General features: G+C 40.6%; 18 protein-coding genes and 1 riboswitch. Of the genes, 6 read left to right on the forward strand and 12 right to left on the reverse strand.

All coding sequences use genetic code 11. The annotated features are described in order from the left end of the window. Positions 1 to 122: 122 nt before the first annotated feature. The 3 genes from cgtA to rplU all read right to left on the reverse strand — a co-directional run bounded on the left by cgtA (position 123) and on the right by rplU (position 2,133). Positions 123 to 1,301 (reverse strand): Obg family GTPase CgtA, encoded by a 1,179-nt coding sequence (cgtA, locus tag Q1K78_RS03930; protein WP_300174664.1) that lies wholly within the window; start codon positions 1,299 to 1,301, stop codon positions 123 to 125. 245 nt (positions 1,302 to 1,546) lie between these two features. Further along, a complete protein-coding gene (gene rpmA, locus Q1K78_RS03935; protein ID WP_012549189.1) occupies positions 1,547 to 1,804 on the reverse strand; it encodes a 50S ribosomal protein L27 in 258 nt (85 codons plus the stop codon). Positions 1,805 to 1,821: 17 nt separating this feature from the next. After that, entirely contained in the window at positions 1,822 to 2,133 is a 312-nt protein-coding gene (gene rplU, locus Q1K78_RS03940; protein WP_122032885.1) for a 50S ribosomal protein L21, read from the reverse strand. A gap of 274 nt (positions 2,134 to 2,407) precedes the next feature. On the opposite strand from rplU, the gene ispB reads away from it, so the two are divergent. Further along, a complete protein-coding gene (gene ispB, locus Q1K78_RS03945; RefSeq protein WP_300174672.1) occupies positions 2,408 to 3,379 on the forward strand; it encodes an octaprenyl diphosphate synthase in 972 nt (323 codons plus the stop codon). A 73-nt stretch (positions 3,380 to 3,452) separates the two neighbouring features. Here the strand turns inward: ispB and mdh are convergent, their stop codons facing one another. Next, on the reverse strand, positions 3,453 to 4,388 hold the full coding sequence (mdh, locus tag Q1K78_RS03950) for a malate dehydrogenase (RefSeq protein ID WP_300174674.1): 936 nt from the start codon (positions 4,386 to 4,388) through the stop codon (positions 3,453 to 3,455). Between the two features lie 333 nt (positions 4,389 to 4,721). Here mdh and argR point away from each other — a divergent pair, with 333 nt between their 5' ends. From argR to Q1K78_RS03975, 5 genes are all read left to right on the forward strand, one after another. Further along, positions 4,722 to 5,192, forward strand: coding sequence for a transcriptional regulator ArgR (gene argR, locus Q1K78_RS03955; protein ID WP_300174676.1), 471 nt, complete (start codon positions 4,722 to 4,724; stop codon positions 5,190 to 5,192). 350 nt (positions 5,193 to 5,542) lie between these two features. Then, complete coding sequence (locus tag Q1K78_RS03960; protein ID WP_300174678.1) at positions 5,543 to 6,517, forward strand: TAXI family TRAP transporter solute-binding subunit; 975 nt, start codon at positions 5,543 to 5,545, stop codon at positions 6,515 to 6,517. A 231-nt stretch (positions 6,518 to 6,748) separates the two neighbouring features. Beyond that, the gene (locus Q1K78_RS03965) at positions 6,749 to 9,328 is read left to right on the forward strand and encodes a TRAP transporter permease (RefSeq protein WP_300174680.1); all 2,580 of its coding nucleotides are present in this window, start codon (positions 6,749 to 6,751) and stop codon (positions 9,326 to 9,328) included. A gap of 54 nt (positions 9,329 to 9,382) precedes the next feature. Continuing rightward, entirely contained in the window at positions 9,383 to 9,820 is a 438-nt protein-coding gene (locus Q1K78_RS03970) for a universal stress protein (RefSeq protein ID WP_300174682.1), read from the forward strand. A gap of 61 nt (positions 9,821 to 9,881) precedes the next feature. Further along, a complete protein-coding gene (locus Q1K78_RS03975; RefSeq protein WP_366899467.1) occupies positions 9,882 to 10,190 on the forward strand; it encodes a group II intron maturase-specific domain-containing protein in 309 nt (102 codons plus the stop codon). 214 nt (positions 10,191 to 10,404) lie between these two features. Here the strand turns inward: Q1K78_RS03975 and Q1K78_RS03980 are convergent, their stop codons facing one another. The 8 genes from Q1K78_RS03980 to mpl form a co-directional block, all read right to left on the reverse strand. After that, positions 10,405 to 11,517, reverse strand: coding sequence for a Fic/DOC family N-terminal domain-containing protein (locus tag Q1K78_RS03980; protein ID WP_300174684.1), 1,113 nt, complete (start codon positions 11,515 to 11,517; stop codon positions 10,405 to 10,407). Between the two features lie 251 nt (positions 11,518 to 11,768). Continuing rightward, positions 11,769 to 12,503, reverse strand: coding sequence for a pseudouridine synthase (locus Q1K78_RS03985; protein ID WP_300174686.1), 735 nt, complete (start codon positions 12,501 to 12,503; stop codon positions 11,769 to 11,771). Between the two features lie 2 nt (positions 12,504 to 12,505). After that, positions 12,506 to 15,415, reverse strand: a complete 2,910-nt coding sequence (rapA, locus tag Q1K78_RS03990) for an RNA polymerase-associated protein RapA (RefSeq protein ID WP_300174688.1) — start codon at positions 15,413 to 15,415, stop codon at positions 12,506 to 12,508. A 191-nt stretch (positions 15,416 to 15,606) separates the two neighbouring features. Then, entirely contained in the window at positions 15,607 to 16,311 is a 705-nt protein-coding gene (gene thiQ, locus Q1K78_RS03995; RefSeq protein WP_300174690.1) for a thiamine ABC transporter ATP-binding protein, read from the reverse strand. Beyond that, positions 16,311 to 17,927 carry a thiamine/thiamine pyrophosphate ABC transporter permease ThiP gene (gene thiP, locus Q1K78_RS04000; protein ID WP_300174692.1) on the reverse strand — a complete coding sequence of 539 codons (1,617 nt, stop codon included), beginning with the start codon at positions 17,925 to 17,927 and terminating at the stop codon, positions 16,311 to 16,313. Before thiP ends, thiQ begins: the two co-directional genes overlap by 1 nt. Positions 17,928 to 17,970: 43 nt before the next feature. Beyond that, positions 17,971 to 18,987, reverse strand: coding sequence for a thiamine ABC transporter substrate binding subunit (gene thiB, locus Q1K78_RS04005; protein WP_300174694.1), 1,017 nt, complete (start codon positions 18,985 to 18,987; stop codon positions 17,971 to 17,973). 52 nt (positions 18,988 to 19,039) lie between these two features. Next, positions 19,040 to 19,153, reverse strand: a riboswitch (TPP riboswitch). A 39-nt stretch (positions 19,154 to 19,192) separates the two neighbouring features. Further along, complete coding sequence (locus tag Q1K78_RS04010) at positions 19,193 to 19,822, reverse strand: flavin prenyltransferase UbiX (RefSeq protein WP_300174696.1); 630 nt, start codon at positions 19,820 to 19,822, stop codon at positions 19,193 to 19,195. Continuing rightward, positions 19,822 to 21,174 (reverse strand): UDP-N-acetylmuramate:L-alanyl-gamma-D-glutamyl-meso-diaminopimelate ligase, encoded by a 1,353-nt coding sequence (gene mpl / locus Q1K78_RS04015; RefSeq protein WP_300174698.1) that lies wholly within the window; start codon positions 21,172 to 21,174, stop codon positions 19,822 to 19,824. The genes Q1K78_RS04010 and mpl overlap by 1 nt, the downstream gene beginning before the upstream one ends. Positions 21,175 to 21,199: the final 25 nt, after the last annotated feature.

The following is a 21,199-nucleotide window of genomic DNA, read 5'->3' on the forward strand; positions in this document are numbered from 1 at the left end:
TGTCTTCGTAATAATTAACTAAATAAACCTCTATTCTAAGCCTTTCATTTTTATCTTTAATGACCTAAATAAAAAAAACCGCAATAAATGCGGTTTTTTATTATCATTCTTTTGATTAAGAATTAGTCACGAGCATAGATAACGTGGCCGTCATCTTCTTCGTCATCCCAATCGTCATCATCATCACCGTCTTCAGTAACTACATTTTTACCAGACATTGCGTCTTTATGATAATCATCCCACATGAAGTCGACTTTAAGCGCCGCTTTCTCTTCATCTGTCATAATTTCTTTCGGTAAAGTATCCATAAAGTCAGATAGTTCATTACAAACTTCTTGAGTACCTGTACGGCTTACTGCTGCAATTTTAAAGTGCTGCCCTTCCCAAGCTAATGCTTCTAAGATCTCTGCGATCTTTTCGTCAGCTTCTTCTTCAAGTAGAAGATCGGTCTTATTAAATAATAACCAACGAGGTTTACCAGCTACTTTTTCACTGTATCGCTCTAACTCATCAATGATAGTTAATGCGTTTTGAACAGGATCACTGCCATCGATAGGAAGAATATCGATTACGTGAAGTAATACACGACAACGCTCAAGATGCTTCAAAAAGCGAACACCAAGACCAGCTCCTTCAGCTGCACCTTCAATCAAACCAGGAATATCCGCAATAACGAAACTCTTATTACCACGAGCACGAACTACGCCTAAGCTAGGAATAAGTGTCGTAAATGGATAATCAGCCACTTTCGGTTTTGCTGCAGATACTGCACGAATAAATGTTGATTTACCGGCATTTGGTAAGCCAAGCATACCTACATCAGCAAGAAGAAGAAGCTCTAGACGAAGTTCACGAACCTCACCCTTTGTTCCCATTGTCTTTTGACGAGGAGCACGGTTAACTGATGATTTAAAACGAGTATTACCTAAACCATGCCAGCCGCCTTTAGCAACCATGACTTTCATACCGTGAGCCATTAGCTCTGCAACTTTCTCACCAGTATCAATATCGATAGCACGCGTACCAACAGGTACTTTCAATGTAATATCTTCACCACGTCGGCCAGTACTATTTGTACCACCACCATTTTTACCACGCTCAGCATCATAGAAACGGTTAAAACGGTAATCGATTAGGGTATTTAGGTTTTCATCAGCTTCAAGGTAAACATCACCACCATCGCCGCCATCGCCGCCATCAGGGCCGCCTTTAGCTACGAATTTTTCACGCCAAAAACTAACAGTACCGTTACCGCCGTCGCCTGCATCTACTTTAATTGTCGCTTCATCAACGAATTTCATTTTATTCTCCGAGCTGTAGCGTAAATACTCTTTTCATTATAGCTACAGTTTCATTATTAACCGTAAACCAAATAATAGGATGAGTGTGGATCTTCAATGATCTTTACGTTACTTAATATATCAATATATAGTCACTAGTTAAACATTCTACTGATTCACTACACTAAAATGGTTAACTGGTGACTATCCATAAATAAAAAGCCCCGCCAAGTGGCAGGGCTTTTAAAATTAGTTTTTAAAAACGATTATTCAGCGTCGATAGAAACGAATTTACGGTTTTTAGGACCTTTAACTTCAAACTTCACTTTACCTTCAGATAGAGCGAAAAGAGTATGGTCTTTACCGATGCCTACGTTAGTACCAGCGTGGAATTTAGTACCACGTTGACGCACGATGATGTTACCTGCAAGAACAGATTCGCCACCAAAGCGCTTAACACCAAGACGTTTACTTTCTGAATCGCGGCCGTTACGAGTAGAACCGCCAGCTTTTTTATGTGCCATTTGTTATTCTCCTTAAATTAAGCGCTGATGCCAGTGATTCTGACTTCAGTGAACCATTGACGATGGCCCTGCTGCTTACGAGAATGCTTACGACGACGGAACTTAACGATTTTAATTTTATCGCCACGACCGTGCTGAACTACTTCCGCAGTTACTTTACCGCCAGCTACTAGAGGTGCACCAATAGTGATTTCTTCACCATTAGCAATCATAAGAACGTTGTCGAAATCAACTGTTGCGCCAGTCTCAACGTCTAATTTTTCCAAGCGAAGAGTTTGACCTTCACTTACACGGTGTTGTTTACCACCAGATTGGAAAACAGCGTACATATTTTACTCCGCTACTTTCGCACTACCATTTAATTTGTTTACTCAACAATTTTGGTGTGCGTTAAACTTGTCATCAATAGGGTCCGGATTCTACGCGAATGATTTCAATCTGACAACCCAAAATTGCAGAAAAATGATGAAAAGATAAACGAAATAGTTAATCAGCAAAAAGAGAGGTATTTTCGACTGTATTGCGACCCTCAATTTAGTGTATTATTTGTGTAATCACTTATTACAATAAAGCCTATTAGGCCCTAACCTTGCTGGAAGAATAATGGATTTTAAAGCTATCCAAGCCCTCACGGCTGATGACATGGCAATCGTAAATGAAACCATCTTAGCGCAGCTGAATTCAGATGTGGCACTTATCAACCAACTTGGTTTTTACATTGTAAGCGGCGGCGGTAAACGCTTGCGTCCTGTGCTTGCCATTTTATCCGCAAAAGCACTTGGATACGAAGGTAAAAACCATACTATGGCAGCCGCCTTTATTGAGTTTATTCATACTGCAACGTTACTGCACGATGACGTGGTCGATGAATCAGATATGCGTCGTGGCAAAGCAACCGCCAATGCAGAATTTGGTAATGCGGCAAGCGTACTCGTTGGTGACTTTATCTACACTCGTTCATTCCAAATGATGACGAGCTTAGGATCCATAAAGATCCTTAGCTTAATGAGTGAGTCCGTTAATGTGATCGCCGAAGGCGAAGTGCTCCAATTAATGAACTGCAATGATCCCAACACCACCGAAGAAAGCTACATGCAAGTGATCTACTCTAAGACTGCTCGCTTGTTTGAAGCCGCCACTCAGATCGGTGCTATTCTAAATGACGCACCACAAGAGATCGAGACAGCACTACAAAATTACGGTAAATATTTAGGCACAGCATTTCAACTGATTGATGATGTCATGGATTACACTTCTGATGGTGAAGACATGGGTAAAAATGTTGGCGATGATCTTGCAGAAGGTAAACCAACCCTTCCTCTATTACATGCGATGAAGCATGGTAATGCAGAACAAGCAGCGATGATCCGAGAAGCAATCGAACAAGGTAATGGTCTAGATAAATTAGAGCCTATTCTTGTTTGTATGAAAGAGGTGGGATCCTTAGAATACACAAAACAAAAAGCCGATGAAGAAGCAGATAAAGCAATTGCGGAACTAAGTATATTACCTGAATCTGAATACAAAGAAGCCCTAAAGGCATTAGCTCATCTAGCAGTAAAGCGCAGCAAATAATACTTGGATAGAATGAGAAAAGGGGGCTGATAATAATCATCAGCCCCCTTTTTATTTAATTCAAATTTATTAATTACTTAACGAATTCTTCGCCAATTTTGATATCAGCTTTCAGTGTATCTAGCATGCTATCTAATGCTTCTTGTTCAAATGCACTTAGCTCACCATAAGATTGAATCTCTTCAACCCCGTTTTTACCAAGTAGAATTGGCTGTGCGAAGAAGCGAGCGTGCTCGCCATTACCTTCAACATAAGCACATTCAACAACACCTTTCTCACCACTAAGCGCTCTTACTAGCGATAAACCAAAACGACATGCCGCTTGGCCCATTGAAAGTGTCGCAGAACCACCACCGGCTTTTGCTTCTACTACTTCAGTACCCGCATTTTGAATGCGCGGCGTTAATGCTGCAACTTCTTCAGCAGTGAACTCAACACCTTCAATTTGAGAAAGAAGTGGAAGAATAGTTACGCCAGAGTGACCACCGATAACAGGAACACGGAGCTCTCTTGGATCTTTGTCTTTTAGCTCAGCAACAAACGTTTCTGAACGGATCACATCCAGTGTCGTAATTCCAAATAGCTTGTTCTTATCGTATACACCCGCTTTCTTTAATACTTCAGCCGCAATAGCTACTGTTGTATTTACCGGGTTGGTAATAATACCGATACATGCATTTGGACAAGTCACTGCAATTTTTTCAGCTAATAACTTAACAATACCTGCATTAATATTGAAAAGATCTGAACGATCCATGCCTGGCTTACGAGCAACACCCGCAGATATTAAAACCACATCGGCATTATCAAGCGCTGGTGTTGGATCTTCACCACAATAACCTTTAATTGAAACTGGTGTTGGGATATGGCTAAGATCCGCAGCAACACCAGGTGTCACTGGTGCAATATCATAAAGAGCAAGATCAGATCCTGCGGGTAGTTGATTCTTAAGAAGTAATGCTAACGCTTGTCCGATGCCTCCTGCGGCGCCAATAACAGCAACTTTCATGTTCTTTCTCCTTGAGTAGTAGAGGTATATTTTTATTATTAATTTACTTTCAAACTGAAAGTGACGTTATAGCAAGCTCAAATGAAATTCAATGCTATTTGCTTCGCTTTGCGACCTTACGCAATGACATCCCAATCGTGCTACAAATTGAGTGCGACTCTACTTGTATTTCCCTAGGCTTGTAAATAAAGTTGTCACGTAAATTAAACTTATTTAAAAGTAAAAAGTGAATAATAGATGAGTAAGTATTCACAAATATGCCATTTTGATTTGGTTATAAGTAAATAATTATGCGAGAATAGTAATAATTATTGCAAGAAGAATCAAAACAGTATGCGAAATAATGAGAAACAAGAACGACTAGTTAAAGAATTTAAATCCATTCTTAAAGCCGAACGCTTTGGTTCACAGGGCGAGATTGTCGATGCACTTCGTATCACAGGCTTCGATAATATCAACCAATCAAAAGTATCGCGTATGCTCACAAAATTTGGAGCTGTTCGTACTCGTAATGCAAAAATGGAAATGGTGTACTGCCTTCCTATTGAACTGGGTGTACCAACGGTTTCAAGTTCTTTACGTGAACTCGTAATGGATATTGATTACAACAGTGCACTTGTTGTTATTCATACCGGTCCTGGTGCTGCTCAACTTATTGCGCGCTTATTAGATTCTTTAGGTAAAGCAGGTGGTATTTTAGGCGTTGTTGCTGGAGACGATACCATTTTTATTACCCCAACAAGAAAGATTGATATCGCTGATTTATTTGATTCAGTGTGTGATTTATTCGAATATTCTGTTTAACACCTTCCTATCCTCCTCACTATATTTGAGCATTTTATCCCATAATAAAATGCTCTTCATCGACCATTACATCCTGTCTTTACCATAATAAATGTTGCTTAATTGTTGTTAATCAGAGGTAATTTCTATTATTATTCTTATCATTAGTTAGTTATTTCACACTTTTGATAGTTTTTATTTAACACTATTGTAAAAGTAACGCATTAGTTTGCTATCATTCGTACGCCATTTCTGTAACAGGAAACGAAAACACTTTGTATTCAAAAGTGAATAAATACTGATTTTGCTTATATCACCTTGTGATTTATAAGGCGTAAAGTAAAGGTCACACAATAAAGGAAGGGAATAACATGGCATTAGGAAAAGTAATTAAAGCAAGCGCTATCGCTACGGCAATGATCGGTGCGAGCATGGGTAGCGTAAGTGCTCAAGAATTTATTACGATTGGTACAGGTTCAGTAACTGGTGTTTACTACCCAACTGGCGGTGCTATCTGTAAATTAGTGAACAAGGATCGTAAAGAGCATAATGTTCGCTGTTCTGTTGAATCAACAGGTGGTTCAATCTACAACGTAAATACTATTCGTTCTGGTGAGCTAGACTTTGGTATCGTTCAGTCAGATTGGCAATACCATGGTTACAACGGTACGAGTAAATTTGAAGCTCAAGGCCCTTACAAAAAACTGCGTGCTATGTTCTCTCTTCATACAGAACCTTTTAACATCATTGCTCGCTCAGATTCAGGTATCAACAATGTTGAAGATCTTGAAGGTAAACGTGTAAACATTGGTAACCCAGGTTCTGGCGACCGAGCAACCATGGGTGTTGTAATGGATGCTATGGGTTGGACAAACGACAGCTTTAAACTGGCTTCAGAGCTGAAGGGATCTGAACGTTCACAAGCATTGTGTGACAACAAAATTGATGCCTTCATCTACATGGTTGGTCACCCAAATGGTTCAATCAAAGAAGCAACAACATCATGTGATGCAAAACTCGTTTCTGCAACGGGTCCTAAAATCGATAAGATTGTTGCCGACAACCCTTATTACGCCTCAACTATAGTGCCTGCTGGCATGTACCGTGGCACAGAAGGCGATATAAATAGCTTTGGTGTTGCAGCAACGATGGTAACCACCTCTGATGTATCTGATGAAGTCGCTTACAGCGTAGCAAAAGCAGTATTTGAAAACTTCAATACATTCAAACGTCTTCACCCTGCATTTGCAACACTGAAAAAAGAAGACATGGTAAAAGCCGGTCTTTCTATCCCGCTGCACCCAGGTGCTGTGAAATATTACAAAGAAGTGGGTCTACTAAAATAGTATGTCTTCTACGTGCGCGACTTGTAACAAATAGCGCAGCTATAAATCGAAGAGGCCAAACGGTCTCTTCGCTTCTTCGCAACACCCCCTGATCTTTCCATGCAACGGATAACAATCAATAAGAAAACGGATTTGAAGATCGGTTCTTTCTAGCCTATACATTGGCTTATATTCAGTAATCTAATACTTAATGATTGAGTATTAGCTTCGACCATCACTAAGGAAAAGTACATGACGCAGTCGTCAAATTCGTCACAAGATGTGCAAGAAATGGTGGCCCAATCTGATACTGGTGCTCGCTCACCGCACGGATTATCTGGCCGTATTTTATGGTTTGTTCCACTATGTTGGTCTTTGTTCCAACTTTGGTATGCTTCCCCTTTACCGTTCATTTTTGACTTCGGCATACTCAATGATACAGAAGCTCGTTCAATACATTTAGCGTTCGCTATCTTCTTAGCTTTCACTGCTTATCCGGCACTTAAAAATTCACCAAGAGATCGTATTCCTGCAATAGATTGGGCTCTGGCTTTTGCTGGTAGTTTTTCTGCTGCTTATATTTATATTTTCTATGCACAACTAGCCGATCGTTCTGGCGCACCAACAACTCCTGATATTGTTGCTTCCGTCGTAGGTATGGTTCTATTGCTTGAAGCGACACGTCGTGCTTTAGGTCCACCACTAATGGTGGTTGCTGCTGTATTCTTGCTATACACCTTTGCTGGTCCTCATATGCCAGATGTAATCGCACATAAAGGCGCAAGTTTAAATAAAGCAATGTCACACCTATGGTTAACAACAGAAGGTGTTTTTGGTGTTGCTTTAGGTGTTTCAACCTCATTCGTTTTCTTATTTGTACTTTTTGGTGCCATGCTAGAAAAGGCAGGGGCTGGTGCTTACTTTATTAAAGTCGCCTTCTCTTTGCTTGGTCATATGAAAGGTGGTCCAGCAAAAGCAGCCGTTGTCGCTTCTGGTCTATCTGGTTTAGTTTCTGGTTCATCGATTGCAAACGTGGTAACAACGGGCACTTTTACTATCCCATTAATGAAACGCGTGGGATTCTCTGGCGAAAAAGCGGGGGCTGTAGAGGTTGCCGCATCAACAAATGGTCAATTAACCCCACCAATTATGGGTGCAGCTGCATTCTTGATGGTTGAATATGTTGGTATCTCTTATGTTGAAGTTATTAAAGCTGCGTTATTGCCAGCCTTAATCTCTTATATCGCACTTCTTTATATTGTTCACCTTGAAGCCTGTAAAGCCGGAATGAAAGGTCTTCCTCGTCGCCATACTCCAACATTAGTACATAGCTTATTGTCCTTTACTGGCACTATTCTTGGTCTCTGTGTCATGAGTGCAGCCGTGTATTACGGTATTGGCTGGACTAAAGATGTCTTCGGTGATGGCGCGACGCCAATTGTAACCGTTGCTCTATTACTTGCTTATGTGGGCTTAGTTAGTATCTCTGCAAGATATCAAGAGCATGCCATGATGGCAATCGATGAAGAACTGACTGAAGTTCCAGATCCAGGCCCAACCATCAAATCAGGTTTACATTTCCTATTACCGATTGTGGTATTGGTTTGGTGTTTGACCGTTGAGCGTTTCTCTCCAGGTTTATCTGCTTTTTGGGCATCCGTATTTATGATCTTCATTTTACTGACTCAACGCCCATTGATTGGCTTCTTTACTAAAGAAGGCAATGTAGTCGACCAAGTAAAACAAGGGGTTAATGACTTACTAGAAAGTTTAGTCTCTGGTGCTCGAAACATGATCGGTATCGGTGTTGCTACCGCAGCAGCAGGTATAGTCGTAGGGGTTGTAACCTTAACGGGTATCGGTCTAGTCATGACAGATTTCGTTGAGTTTATCTCTGGTGGTAGCATTATTCTTATGTTGCTATTTACTGCTGTGATCAGTTTGATTTTAGGCATGGGTTTACCTACAACCGCTAACTATATTGTTGTATCTACCTTGATGGCTCCGGTAATAGTTACTTTAGGTGCAGCTCACGGCTTAATTATTCCACTGATTGCCGTGCATTTATTCGTGTTCTACTTTGGTATCTTAGCGGATGACACTCCTCCGGTCGGCCTAGCTGCATTTGCCGCTGCTGCCATCGCTAAATCCGATCCAATTCGTACCGGTATTCAGGGGTTCACCTACGATATTCGTACTGCGATCTTACCGTTTATGTTTGTTTTTAATACGCAACTATTATTGATGGGCATTGATTCTTGGTGGCACTTAGCACTCACCATTATCTCATCCATTATTGCGATGCTGACTTTCTCTGCCGCAACTCAAGGCTGGTGGTTTACTAAAACCAAATGGTGGGAGGTTGTTTTATTACTATTAATTACATTCTCACTGTTCCGCCCAGGTTTCTGGTGGGATCAAATCTATCCAGCCAAAGATTATTACCAAGGTATTGAGATCGCTCAAATTGCAGAAGGTCTAAATGTGGGACAATCACTCACATTAGAAGTTACAGGTCAAAACCTTGAAGGCAACCTCATTAGTAAAACGGTGAGTTTACCTTTTGAAGATCGTGCAATTACGGGTGAAGAACGCGTCAGCTCTATGGGCCTTATGTTATCTGAAGTTGATAATAAGATGATCGTAGATATGGTTGAATATGGTAGTCCAGCAGAAGCCTCTGGTGTTGATTTTGACTGGGAAATTAAGAATGTCATTCTTGATGCAGACCGTCCATTAAAAGAATGGGTCTTTGTACCAACTCTTCTTCTACTATTTGCTCTTGGCTTTAATCAGCGTCGCCGAGCGAGAAAAGAAAATTTGGCGGCATAAATTAATGAATGGAATCTAGGGGAGAAAACCTCCCCTACTTAGGTAATAAAAATTATGTATAAACAAATCTTGGTTCCAGTAGATTTAAACGATAAAGGCTTTGCTGATAAAGCGGTTGAACTCGCCGTTTGGCACGCAAAACACTCTAATGCAGAGTTGCATCTATTAAATGTATTACCGGGCATTCATATGTCAATGGTATCAACCTATTTCCCTGAAGGTGCAGCAAAGCAAATGAAGGAAGATGTTTTAAAACAACTGAATGAATTTGCGGCTAAATTTGTTGATGAGGACGTTGTCTATAAAGTTCACGTTTCTGAAGGCAAACCTTATGTCACTATTTTAGATTACGCTGAACGTCTCGGTGCCGATCTAATCGTAATGCCAAGCCATAAACGTTCAAAAATTGACAAAGTCATTTTGGGATCTGTGGCGAATAAAGTGGTAGAGAACTCACCGATTAACGTTATGGTCGTTAAGCCACAAGGCTAATATCTATTATAAAGTTCGTGATTTAACCCGAAGAAATGGGGGTAAGCCCTTATTAGAGGTAATTAAAGCACTGAACCCACTGTTGCGTGGTTTTAGCCAGTACTTTCGGATAGCCAATGCCAATAAGCAGTTTAAAGCACTAGCCGGTTGGCTGAGATGGCGGCTTCGTAGCATTCAGTTGAGGCTTCATAGATGGTTGAAACAGCAAGGCTACAAGCCACCTTTTAAGCATATTAACATGCGAAGTTGGAATTCCTCTAAGAGTCCACTTGCAAGCTATGCAATGCCAAATCAGTGGTTTACAGAGTTAGGTTTATTTAACCTTGAAACGGTAATCGTTGGGAAAGTGCTCACATACGAATATAAGTAAGCAGGAGCCGTGTACGAGGTCCGTACGCACGGTTCTGTGAGAGGGATGAGGCGGCAACGCCTCACCCTACTCGATGCCCTGAAACGTATTAGCGTGCATCTGATTTTAACCCACAAATAACACGGAATTAATGAGTATCTTTGGTGGTATTAATCAAAAATATGGCACGGATGCTCTGTTTTTAGGCGCTCAGGTGTTGATGAGCTTCAATCTATTACACCCTATCACCAAACGGCAAGAAATCATTACTATCGTAAGACATCAGATCTAACAAACGAGTATTAATAAATAGAGTTTCACGACCTATCACTTTAGATTCCAAAATTCCCAATGACTCTAATAATTTAAGGTTTGTGCTCGCAGCTTGTCGTGAGCGGTATATCTCTCTTTCAAGTAAGTCCTTAGCTCTTAGATATGGCTTTTCAAAAAGAAGCTCAACCAATTCATGTGAGTAAACTTTCGAGGCACTGTCTTTAATATAGAGTGAGGTTTGTTTTTGCAGTTCAACAATGGCATTTACCTTGTCGATAGTCCATTCAGCCGTCACTTTAACGGCATCAAGCATAAAACAAATCCAAGACTCCCAATCCCCCTCCTCTGTGACTTTTAACAGCAATCGATAGTAATCTTCTTTGTTCTGCACGATGTAGCGGCTTAAATAAAGAATTGGTTGGGAAAGTAGGTCATTTTCAATTAAAAATAAGATATTGAGTATTCGACCAGTTCTTCCATTACCATCTAAAAATGGATGAATAGCTTCAAATTGATAATGGGCAACTGCCAAGGCAATAAGCGGATCAACATCATGTTCATGGATATAAGATTCCCAATTTGAAAGCTTATTTCTTAGATTAACCTCTCCAACGGGAGGCGTGTAAATTACCTCTCCAGTACGTTGGTTTTTAAGGTTTGTCCCGGTAACTTTACGAACATCCACTTGCTTATCAATAAGCTCACTACATATAGCAATTGCAGTATTGGTATTTAAAGGTCTTGCCTCTTTGCCAGCAATAGAGTCAAAACCAAGAAATAACGCCTTTTTGTATCGTAATGCTTCTTTGGTTGCTGAGTCTGCGTTTGATGTATCCGAATCGTGTTGAAATAAAGCATCTGTTGTCGTGACAATATTTTCAATTTCAGAACTCGATTTTGATTCCAATATTGGGATCAAATTAACCAATAAATTTTGATTAGTAAGAAGCCTAGCCACCTGATTTAAAGCGGCTAATGATCTTGCTGCAGGAGTCACCTTTTTTAGCACTTCAATGGTTTCTATATCATCGATAGGGAGTGCCGGAATATCGTAGGGTACTTCAGGGTTAAACATTAAATCACCTTAAATTTAGAGCGCCATTTCAACATTGGTTAATTTTTTATTAAAATATTAACGAGTCACCAAGTATAGGTTATCTCAAATAACCATAAAAAAAGATAGGTTAGTTTTTTAAAATTTTTTTAACCTATCTATGTTTATAGGTTAATTTAATGACCTATGTAAGATGATGCGTTAATAAAAAAGGAGCCAATCGGCTCCTTTTTTTTGTTTTTATTCTGGCATTATAACCAACGACATAACTATTATTGTTTAGGTAATGTCTTGTAATCCGGTCTTATTGCCACGATATCCATTGAATCTAACACGCCAGATTGAGCTTCTGGATAAAACTCACAAGGAGCAAATAGACTGATGAATTTATCAGTTTCTGGATGATAAAAACTCAATTCAGCAGAGTGTAATTGCAAACGGTCTGAAAACGCATGAGCCTCGTCACAAGCATAAAACTCATCACCGACAATCTCATGCCCTTCTTCCATCATATGCACCCGCAGTTGATGAGAACGACCTGTAATTGGCAATAAACGAACTAACGTCGTCTTATCTTCAACTTGGATCACTTGATAACCTGTTTGCGATGATTTTCCATGCTCATAGCACACCATTTGGCGTGGACGATTTGGCCAATCACAAATTAAAGGTAAATCAATCTGCCCTTCCAGTTTGTCTACCTTCCCCCACACTCGTGCATAGTACACTTTATGAGTTAAGCGGTATTGAAACTGTTTTTTAATGTGTCTTTCTGCTTCTTTATATAAAGCAAAAATCATTAAACCAGAGGTCGCCATATCCAGACGGTGCACTAACTGAGCGTCAGGAAACTCAGCAGTCACACGTGACCATACACTGTCATAGTGCTCAGGAGCCCTACCGGGATTAGAGAGTAATCCCGCTGGTTTATTCACCGCAAGAATCGCTTCATCTTGATAGACAATATCAAGCGGTTCCATTGGTGGATTATACTCAAGCATTGCCATAATTAGTTATGGCTCACTACGATTAGACGCAGTGAATCAAGCTGAACTTGCGCTTTATCTATGTATCCTGAAAGTTCACTCATTTGTGTTTCAATCTGAGTTAATTCTTCATCACGGATATTTGGGTTTACGGCTTTCAAGGCTTGTAAACGCTCAAGCTCTGTATTTAATGCTGCTTTCATCTCGGTATTCGCATCAACACGAACCGCTTCAATACGATCTTCAATACTTACTTCAGCAGTATCAATCAACGCATGAATTTCTTTTTGTACTGAGTTAACAAGCTTACTCGCCATATGACGATTAACAGGGCTTAGCTGACGGTTAAAGCTTTCAAACTCAACCTGAGCAGAAAGGTCATTGCCTTTACTGTCCATCATCAAACGAATAGGCGTTTTAGGTAAGAAACGACCAATGCCACTTTTCTTAGGCGCTTGTGCATCCACCACATAAATCAATTCAAGCAATAGAGTACCCGCAGGCAGCGCTTTGTTCTTTAATAAAGAAACGGCTGTTGCACCCACTCCTTCAGTAAGAACTAAATCGATACCACCTTGGATCATTGGGTGTTCCCAACTGATCAAGTTCATGTCTTCGCGAGAAAGCGCGGTTTCACGATCAAAGGTAATGGTGCATCCTTCATAAGGAAGGCCAGGATAACTTGATACCAACATGTTTTCCGCAGGAGTAACAACAATGGCATTTTCGCCTTTGTCATCCTGATTCAAACCAATCGTATCAAACAGGTTTAATGCAAAATTAACTAAGTTAGTATCACCATCGGTTGCTGCAATTTTCTCAGCAAGTGCTTTTGCTTTATCACCACCATTAGAATGAACTTCCAATAAGCGGTCTCGACCTTGCTCTAACTGCGCTTTTAATTCTTTATTTAATGCAGCAGACTCTTCAATAAGAGGTTCTAGCCCATCTGATTTACCTGTCGCTAAAATGGCAATGATCGCATCAGAGAATTTCTCATACACAGCACGACCTGTAGGACAGGTTTCACTAAAGGCATTAAGGCCTTCATCAAACCAACGAGCCAGTAATTCTTGAGATGTACCTTGTAGATACGGTACATGGATCTCGATATCACGTTTTTGACCAATACGATCCAAACGACCAATACGTTGCTCAAGTAGATCAGGGTTAAACGGTAAATCAAACATGACCAATTGATTAGCAAACTGGAAGTTACGACCTTCAGAACCGATCTCTGAACAGATAAGAACCTGAGCCCCACCTTCTTCTTGTGCAAAATAAGCAGCGGCTTTATCTCGTTCGATAATAGACATGCCTTCATGGAAAACCGTACCACGAATACCTTCACGCTCACGTAATGCTTGCTCTAGTTGCAATGCCGTTGAAGCACGAGAAGCGATAATTAATACTTTCTCGTTACGGTTTTCTTTTAGTAACTCAAGCAACCAGTTTACACGCGGATCAAACTGCCACCACGTCGCACTATCGCCTTCAAATTCTTGGAAGATCTCTTCTGGATAAAGCATTTTCATTGCACGAGCTTCATCACTCATGCGGCCACCCATCATAGTCGCAACGCGCATAGACGTTGAGTATTGTGATGGTAATGGCATTGGCATCAGATTAAGGTTTCGTTGCGGAAATCCTTTGATCGCTGCACGTGTATTACGGAATAACACACGACCTGTACCATGACGGTCCATCAAGTTATCAACTAACTCTTGGCGTACTTGGCTTTGCTGCTCTTCAGAACCATCAGACTCAAGAATTCTAAATAATGGCTCGACATCTTGCTCAGAAAGCAGTTCAGCAATACGGTTCTTTGCATCATTTGATAATTTATCACCACTCATCAAAGCAGTAACGGCATCAGCAACAGGCTGATATTGACGCTCTTCTTCAACAAACGCATCGTAATCATAGAAACGGTCTGGATCTAATAGACGCAGACGAGCAAAGTGACTTTCGTGACCTAGTTGCTCAGGTGTTGCAGTTAACAGCAAAACACCAGCGGTTTCTTCTGCAATCGCTTCAATCACTTGATATTCACGGCTTGGTTTTGTTTGATTCCACTCAAGGTGATGCGCTTCATCGACAACAAGAAGATCCCAATCCGCTTCAACCACTTGCTCAAAACGACGTTTACTTCTGCGAATGAAATCCAATGAACACAACACTAATTGCGCGGTATCAAATGGATTTTCTGAATCAGCGTAAGACTCAATACAACGCTCTTCATCAAAAATAGAAAAATGAAGATTAAAACGACGCATCATTTCAACAAGCCATTGATGTTGCAGTGTTTCAGGAACAACGATCAACACACGTTCAGCACGGCCAGAAAGCACTTGCTGATGAATAATCATACCGGCTTCAATCGTTTTACCTAGACCAACTTCATCCGCTAATAAAACACGAGGAGCATAACGACGACCCACCTCTTGAGCGATAAACAGTTGATGAGGGATCAAGCCTGCACGCATACCACACAAACCACGCATTGGATTTTTGTGTTGCTCATACTGATTTTTGAGTGCACGGAAACGCAATGCAAAGCGATCCATACGATCAATTTGACCTGCAAATAATTTATCTTGAGGTTTATTAAAGCGGATCTGATGGCTTAACAACGTTTCACGAAGAACAACGTTTGCTTCATCTGTATCTGTTCGCGTACCGATATAAGTTAATAGCCCAGCGTCTTCGATAACTTCTTCTACTTCAAGTGACCAGCCCTCATGGCTTTCAATTGTATCTCCTTTATTGAACATCACTCGGGTAACGGGTGCATCGTGTTTTGCGTATAAACGGTTCTCTTCTGATGCGGCAAAAAGTACAGATACTGTTCTATCATCAATAGCGACGATTGTCCCTAAACCCAAATCACTTTCTGTATCACTGATCCAACGTTGGCCCAAAGCAAATGACATAGTAGTAATACACCTCAAAATTAGTTTATTTATTTTATATAGAGTGAGAATCTTTATGATGAACCGAGAATAGACAGCCATAAGGCGAGGTTCAAAAGGGCGCCAATCTTACTGTATGACAGCAGTTAGGTCACGCCTATTTATCATAAAACTGAGTGTAGTCGATTATACTCAATTTGAGAGTGATCAGTTTACTTAACCGCGTCTAAATATCGAGTTAATTCAGGTGAATTGTCTTGTGTCATTATCTCTGACATTTTGCCATAACTTACTATTTTATGACTGCATACAAAAGCATAATGAGAGGCTAAGGCTTTCGCATCTTGAATGCTATGCGTCACCATGAGTACCGTTAACTTTTGATCCTTAATTAGATCTCGGATCAAGATAATCATCTCTTCTCGTAACATCGGATCAAGCGCAGAAAAAGGCTCATCCAATAATAATACTGGTTTATTTTGTACTAAACATCTAGCTAATGCGACGCGCTGCTTTTGACCGCCAGAAAGTTGTTCAGGTAAACGTAGTAATAACTCATCAACACCTACCTGTTGAGCTGCATGGATGACCTGCTCTTTCTCTTCATTATTGAGGCGTAAATTAGGTTTTATTCCTAATGCAATATTGTCTGCAATCGATAGGTGAGCAAAAAGATTATGTTCTTGAAATAGCATAGAGAGTGGGCGCTGATGAGGCGCTTGTGATAACAACGATTGCTGATCAATACTAATCTCTCCAGATTCGGGAGCAATAAAACCAGCAAGTAAACTAAGTAATGTACTCTTACCTGCCCCACTGGGGCCAAGAATAGCGACGACATCCCCTTGATTAACCGTTAAATCAAATTCAAATAACTCTGAATGGTAACGATATTTCACCTCTGAAAAACTCAGCATCACAACCCACCTTTATGATTTTGTTTGGAGGTAGAGAACAACCACTCCACCACACTAAACACACCAACACTTAATACTAATAAACTCAAAGAAACTACCGCTGCCGCTTCCATTTGATAACTGCCTAATAGTTGAAATAGATACAACGGCAACGTTCTGAAATCTTGACTACCAAACAGAGCAATTGCGCTTAGATCACCTACCGACATAATAAATGCTATCGCAAACGCATGAGCCATCGGTTTTCTTAATGCTCGCCACTCAATCAGTCGAAATCGAGTAAAACCATACAAACCTAAACTTGCAGATAATAATTGATATTGCTGAGCAATATGCAGTAATGGCTGAGCCAGCGTTTTGATCACATACGGCAGTGCCATTAAGGCATTAACTAACATCACGATCCAAATCGCCATTGAAAATACGTCTGTCATGTTTCGTAGTAATAAAAACAACCCTGTGCTGATCACTAACCCTGGAGTGACTAAGATCATCGTGCCGATCAAATCTAATTTATCAGCCAAGAATCGCCTCTCTTTTAGTCTCAAAGCCCGAGTCGTATGCAATAACATCACACCAAAAACCATGGCTAACACCGCAGCACATAACGCAACAACTAAAGAGTTCGCTAAGGCTAACCAAAAATCAGACGAGCTCAAGACCGTAATGAGTTCTGAATTTAATCCACTAATGACGACCATGCCTAATGGTGGTAATAAAAAGAGAATAAGTAGCCCAATCCAACTTCTATCCCATAACTGTTCTTTCTTTGAATCTTGATAAAGCACCGCTTGCTGAATTGACGCTGAATCTACCGCAACAGACGTCGAAAATCGCTGAATAGTTAAAGATAGCACGCCACATAACAACATTTGCCATAAGGCTAAAATCGCGCCTGCCTGCAAATCAAAGTCAAACTTAATGGCTTGATAAATAGCCAGTTCAATCGTGGTTGATTTAGGCCCACCACCCAATGCCATCACGGTAGCAAAACTGGTAAAGCACAACATAAAGACCAAGCCTGCCACATGAGGAAGTTGTTGTTTCACTCTAGGCCAAGCAAGCAGTCGATATTTGTTCCATCCAGTGAGCCCTAAATGAGCCGCTAACTGATGTTGTTCAGCAGGAATTGAATCTAAAGTTTGTAAAAAAAGACGCGTCGCAAAAGGGAAATTAAAAAAGACATGGGCGAGTAAAATGCCATTTAAACCATAAATAGAAAAAGGAAGAGAATAACCAAACCATTCAAATACCTCCGCAATAAGTCCACTGTTGCCATAAATAGACAATAAGCCAAACACACCAACTAATACGGGGAGAACAAGGGTCGTTGCGCAGAGCTTGAGTAGTAAGCTTCGGCCTTTAAATTGACGACGAGACAAGGCATAAGCAGTAGGTATAGCTAAGCTAACACTCAATAATGTTGAAAGAGAAGCTTGGTATAAACTGAATTTGGTAATATACAGATAATAAGGATCAGACCAAATAAGAGAGAGATCTAAACTCGGTGATTCTAACAACAGTGCACTGATCGCTCCACCAACAAAGCCAACAATAACAATTGCAATGAAATATCCCAAAACAGGGACAGAGTTATAAGAAGAGGTAGTTTTCATAATTGCCAAAAGAAAGGAGCACAGCAGTGCCCCTTATTTAAAATTAGAATGTCAGAGCGTGTTGCCACTCACGGATCCACGATTTACGTTGTTGTGAGATCTCTTGCGAGCTGAACGACAGCCCTTTGCTTGGTACCGTTAACGCGTCAAAACCAGCAGGTTGAGCCACATTGGTTACTGGATACATCCAATTTCCTGTTGGCATCGCAGACTGAAATTTATCACTTAAGATAAAAGCAAGAAACTCATCTGCCAATTCATTATTTACGGTGCTTTTCACTTTCGCTGCCACTTCGACTTGCATGTAGTGACCTTCTGAAAAGTTCGCCGCTGCAAATCTATCGTCTTTTTCAGCAATTGAATGATATGCAGGAGAGGTTGTGTAAGATAATACTAAGTCAGACTCACCCTCTAAGAACATGCTATAAGCTTCAGACCAGCCTTTGGTTACCGTCACGGTTTTCTTCGCTAATTGCTTCCACGCTTGTGGTGCTTCATCACCATAAACAGACTTCATCCACAGTAATAACCCCTGTCCAGGTGTCGAGGTTCGTGGATCTTGATAAATTACTTTTAGATCATCGCGCTGCTCGACTAGCTCTTTTAAACTTGTTGGCGGATTTGTCACTTTTTCTTTGTTGTATACAAAGGCAAAATAACCAAAATCATAAGGCACAAACGTCGTATCATTCCAGCCACCCGGTAAAGTTACAGAATCTGTATTTACTTGATGCTGAGCTAATAGCCCTGTCGCCTTCGCTTCTGCCATTAAATTGTTATCTAAACCGAGTACAACATCTGCTTTCGCATTGTTACCTTCAAGACGTAGACGGTTTAAAATAGACACACCATCATCTAGGGCAACGAGCTTTAAGTCACACTCACATTGCGCTTCAAATGCCGCTTCAATCGTTGGACCTGGGCCCCAATCGGCAGCAAAGGAATCATAAGTATAAACAGTTAATGTCTCTGCTGCTGAAGCAGAAAAAGAAGTCACTACCGCCATAGTTAGCGCTGTAGGTAATAGTTTACGAGAAGAGAAGATAGAAAGAGTATTCATTATGTGCGCTTACATCCTTTTGAACGGCACAGAATTAAGTTGATATTCTCAAGGAGGATGTCATCTCAATCCCTACGCCAGCATTATCTGAGTCAGGTAGTACGGGTTTAAGTAAGCATTATCCAATGTTTACTAATCTCAGCTAGTCGCTCCCCGATGAGAGTCCATATTGTATGTGTGAATGGTTTAATGAGCCAGAGGTTTATTAATCCTTCTGACGCTGGTCATATCCCCAACGTGGAACAAGCCCTTGCTCTACACCTAAATGATCTAATATCCGAGCAACCATAAAATCAATTAAGTCCTCTATGGATTTAGGTTGATGATAAAAACCAGGAGCAGCAGGCATTATCGTTGCGCCCATTTGAGATAGCTTCAACATATTTTCTAAATGCAATGTAGAGAACGGAGTCTCTCTGACTACCATTATCAATTGACCACGTTCTTTTAAGACGACATCAGCAGCCCGCTCAATAAGATTATCTGAAATACCGTGAGCAATAGAGGCAACACTACCCGCAGAGCATGGGCAAACCACCATCTGTTTTGGTGCTGCTGAACCTGAAGCAACAGGAGAGAACCAATCTTCTTTACCACAAACTGTTAAGTTATCAGCATTACAATCTAAGTGCTCAACCAAAGCCGCTTTCATTGCATCAGGGCCACTTGGTAGCTTTAAATCATGCTCTGTTGCCATCACTACTCGAGCAGCAGAGGATATTAAAAAATACACATGATAATCAGCAGCAAGTAAGCATTCTAATAACCTTAATCCATAAGGAGCTCCTGATGCTCCTGTCATGGCAAGTGTTATCACTTTCTTTTGGGTTTTCATTATTGATTTAACTTCTCAAGTAATTTACCGTGAATTCCTTCAAAACCGCCGTTACTCATCACTAATATCTGATCACTTGGTTTCGCTTCAGCCACAATCATATCAACAAAAGCATCGATATTATTATGGGTATAAGCGGGTTGAGAACACTGCTCTGCAACTTCATCCACCGACCAAGAAATATTATCCGGTTGATATAAATATACGATATCTGCAGCATGAAGAGAGGCTGCTAACGTATCTTTATGTACACCCAGTTTCATGGTACTTGAGCGTGGTTCTAAGACGGCAATAATTCTCTTATCACCAACTTTATTACGTAAACCACCTACAGTAAGTTCAATGGCTGTTGGGTGATGAGCAAAATCATCGTAAACCGTTACGCCATTCACTTCGCCTTTAAACTCAAGACGACGTTTAGTATTAATAAATTTACCTAATGCGTCACAAGCTAAATCAGGAGTCACTCCCACATGACGAGCTGAAGCAATCACCATCAATGCATTGCTGACATTATGATCACCGACTAAATCCCAATTAACTTGCCCAACCTTATCACCGTTAAAATAGATTTCAAATTGACTGCCATCTTTTTCTAACTTAACCGCCTTCCATTGACCATCTTCACCGGTAAATTCAAGCTCACTCCAACAACCTTGATCTAAAACCTGCTCAAGAGGCTTATCTTGCTTAGGCGCAAAAATACGTCCAGTGCTAGGAACTGTTCTAATTAAATGGTGGAATTGACGCTGAATAGCAGCAAGATCATCAAAAATATCCGCATGATCAAACTCAAGGTTATTTAACACTAAAGTTCGTGGTCGATAGTGAACAAACTTAGAACGCTTATCAAAAAAAGCACTGTCATATTCATCTGCTTCAACGACAAAAAACATGCTTTCGCCTAATCGAGCCGATTCACCAAAATTACCAAGTACGCCACCGACTAAAAATCCCGGTTTATAACCACACTCTTCAAGAACCCATGCCAGCATGCTTGCTGTTGTTGTTTTACCATGCGTTCCTGCTACGGCCATTACCCAGCGATCTTGTAGCAAAAACTCCTGTAACCATTGTGGCCCAGAAGTGTATTTAAGATTTTTATCTAATACATACTCAACACAAGGATTACCGCGACTCATCGCATTGCCAATAACGACAAGATCTGGTGCTGGATCTAGCTGACTTGGGTCAAAGCCTTCAATAATTTCAATGCCTTGAGATTCCAATAACGTACTCATTGGTGGATATACGTTAGCATCGCAGCCCGTAACTTTATGTCCAAGTTGACGAGCTAAGGTTGCAGCTCCCCCCATGAAGGTGCCACAAATACCGAGGATATGAATATGCATAATAAAAACCGTCTTATATTAAATT

The sequence above is a fragment of the uncultured Aliivibrio sp. genome (assembly GCF_946479765.1).
Classification (GTDB): domain Bacteria; phylum Pseudomonadota; class Gammaproteobacteria; order Enterobacterales; family Vibrionaceae; genus Aliivibrio.

Bases quoted from the DNA above. Each gene is read 5' to 3' on its own strand.
- cgtA (WP_300174664.1), bottom strand. From the start codon at position 1,301: ATGAAATTCGTTGATGAAGCGACAATTAAAGTAGATGCAGGCGACGGC.
- rpmA (WP_012549189.1), bottom strand. From the start codon at position 1,804: ATGGCACATAAAAAAGCTGGCGGTTCTACTCGTAACGGCCGCGATTCA.
- rplU (WP_122032885.1), bottom strand. From the start codon at position 2,133: ATGTACGCTGTTTTCCAATCTGGTGGTAAACAACACCGTGTAAGTGAA.
- ispB (WP_300174672.1), top strand. From the start codon at position 2,408: ATGGATTTTAAAGCTATCCAAGCCCTCACGGCTGATGACATGGCAATC.
- mdh (WP_300174674.1), bottom strand. From the start codon at position 4,388: ATGAAAGTTGCTGTTATTGGCGCCGCAGGAGGCATCGGACAAGCGTTA.
- argR (WP_300174676.1), top strand. From the start codon at position 4,722: ATGCGAAATAATGAGAAACAAGAACGACTAGTTAAAGAATTTAAATCC.
- Q1K78_RS03960 (WP_300174678.1), top strand. From the start codon at position 5,543: ATGGCATTAGGAAAAGTAATTAAAGCAAGCGCTATCGCTACGGCAATG.
- Q1K78_RS03965 (WP_300174680.1), top strand. From the start codon at position 6,749: ATGACGCAGTCGTCAAATTCGTCACAAGATGTGCAAGAAATGGTGGCC.
- Q1K78_RS03970 (WP_300174682.1), top strand. From the start codon at position 9,383: ATGTATAAACAAATCTTGGTTCCAGTAGATTTAAACGATAAAGGCTTT.
- Q1K78_RS03980 (WP_300174684.1), bottom strand. From the start codon at position 11,517: ATGTTTAACCCTGAAGTACCCTACGATATTCCGGCACTCCCTATCGAT.
- Q1K78_RS03985 (WP_300174686.1), bottom strand. From the start codon at position 12,503: ATGGCAATGCTTGAGTATAATCCACCAATGGAACCGCTTGATATTGTC.
- rapA (WP_300174688.1), bottom strand. From the start codon at position 15,415: ATGTCATTTGCTTTGGGCCAACGTTGGATCAGTGATACAGAAAGTGAT.
- thiQ (WP_300174690.1), bottom strand. From the start codon at position 16,311: ATGCTGAGTTTTTCAGAGGTGAAATATCGTTACCATTCAGAGTTATTT.
- thiP (WP_300174692.1), bottom strand. From the start codon at position 17,927: ATGAAAACTACCTCTTCTTATAACTCTGTCCCTGTTTTGGGATATTTC.
- thiB (WP_300174694.1), bottom strand. From the start codon at position 18,987: ATGAATACTCTTTCTATCTTCTCTTCTCGTAAACTATTACCTACAGCG.
- Q1K78_RS04010 (WP_300174696.1), bottom strand. From the start codon at position 19,822: ATGAAAACCCAAAAGAAAGTGATAACACTTGCCATGACAGGAGCATCA.
- mpl (WP_300174698.1), bottom strand. From the start codon at position 21,174: ATGCATATTCATATCCTCGGTATTTGTGGCACCTTCATGGGGGGAGCT.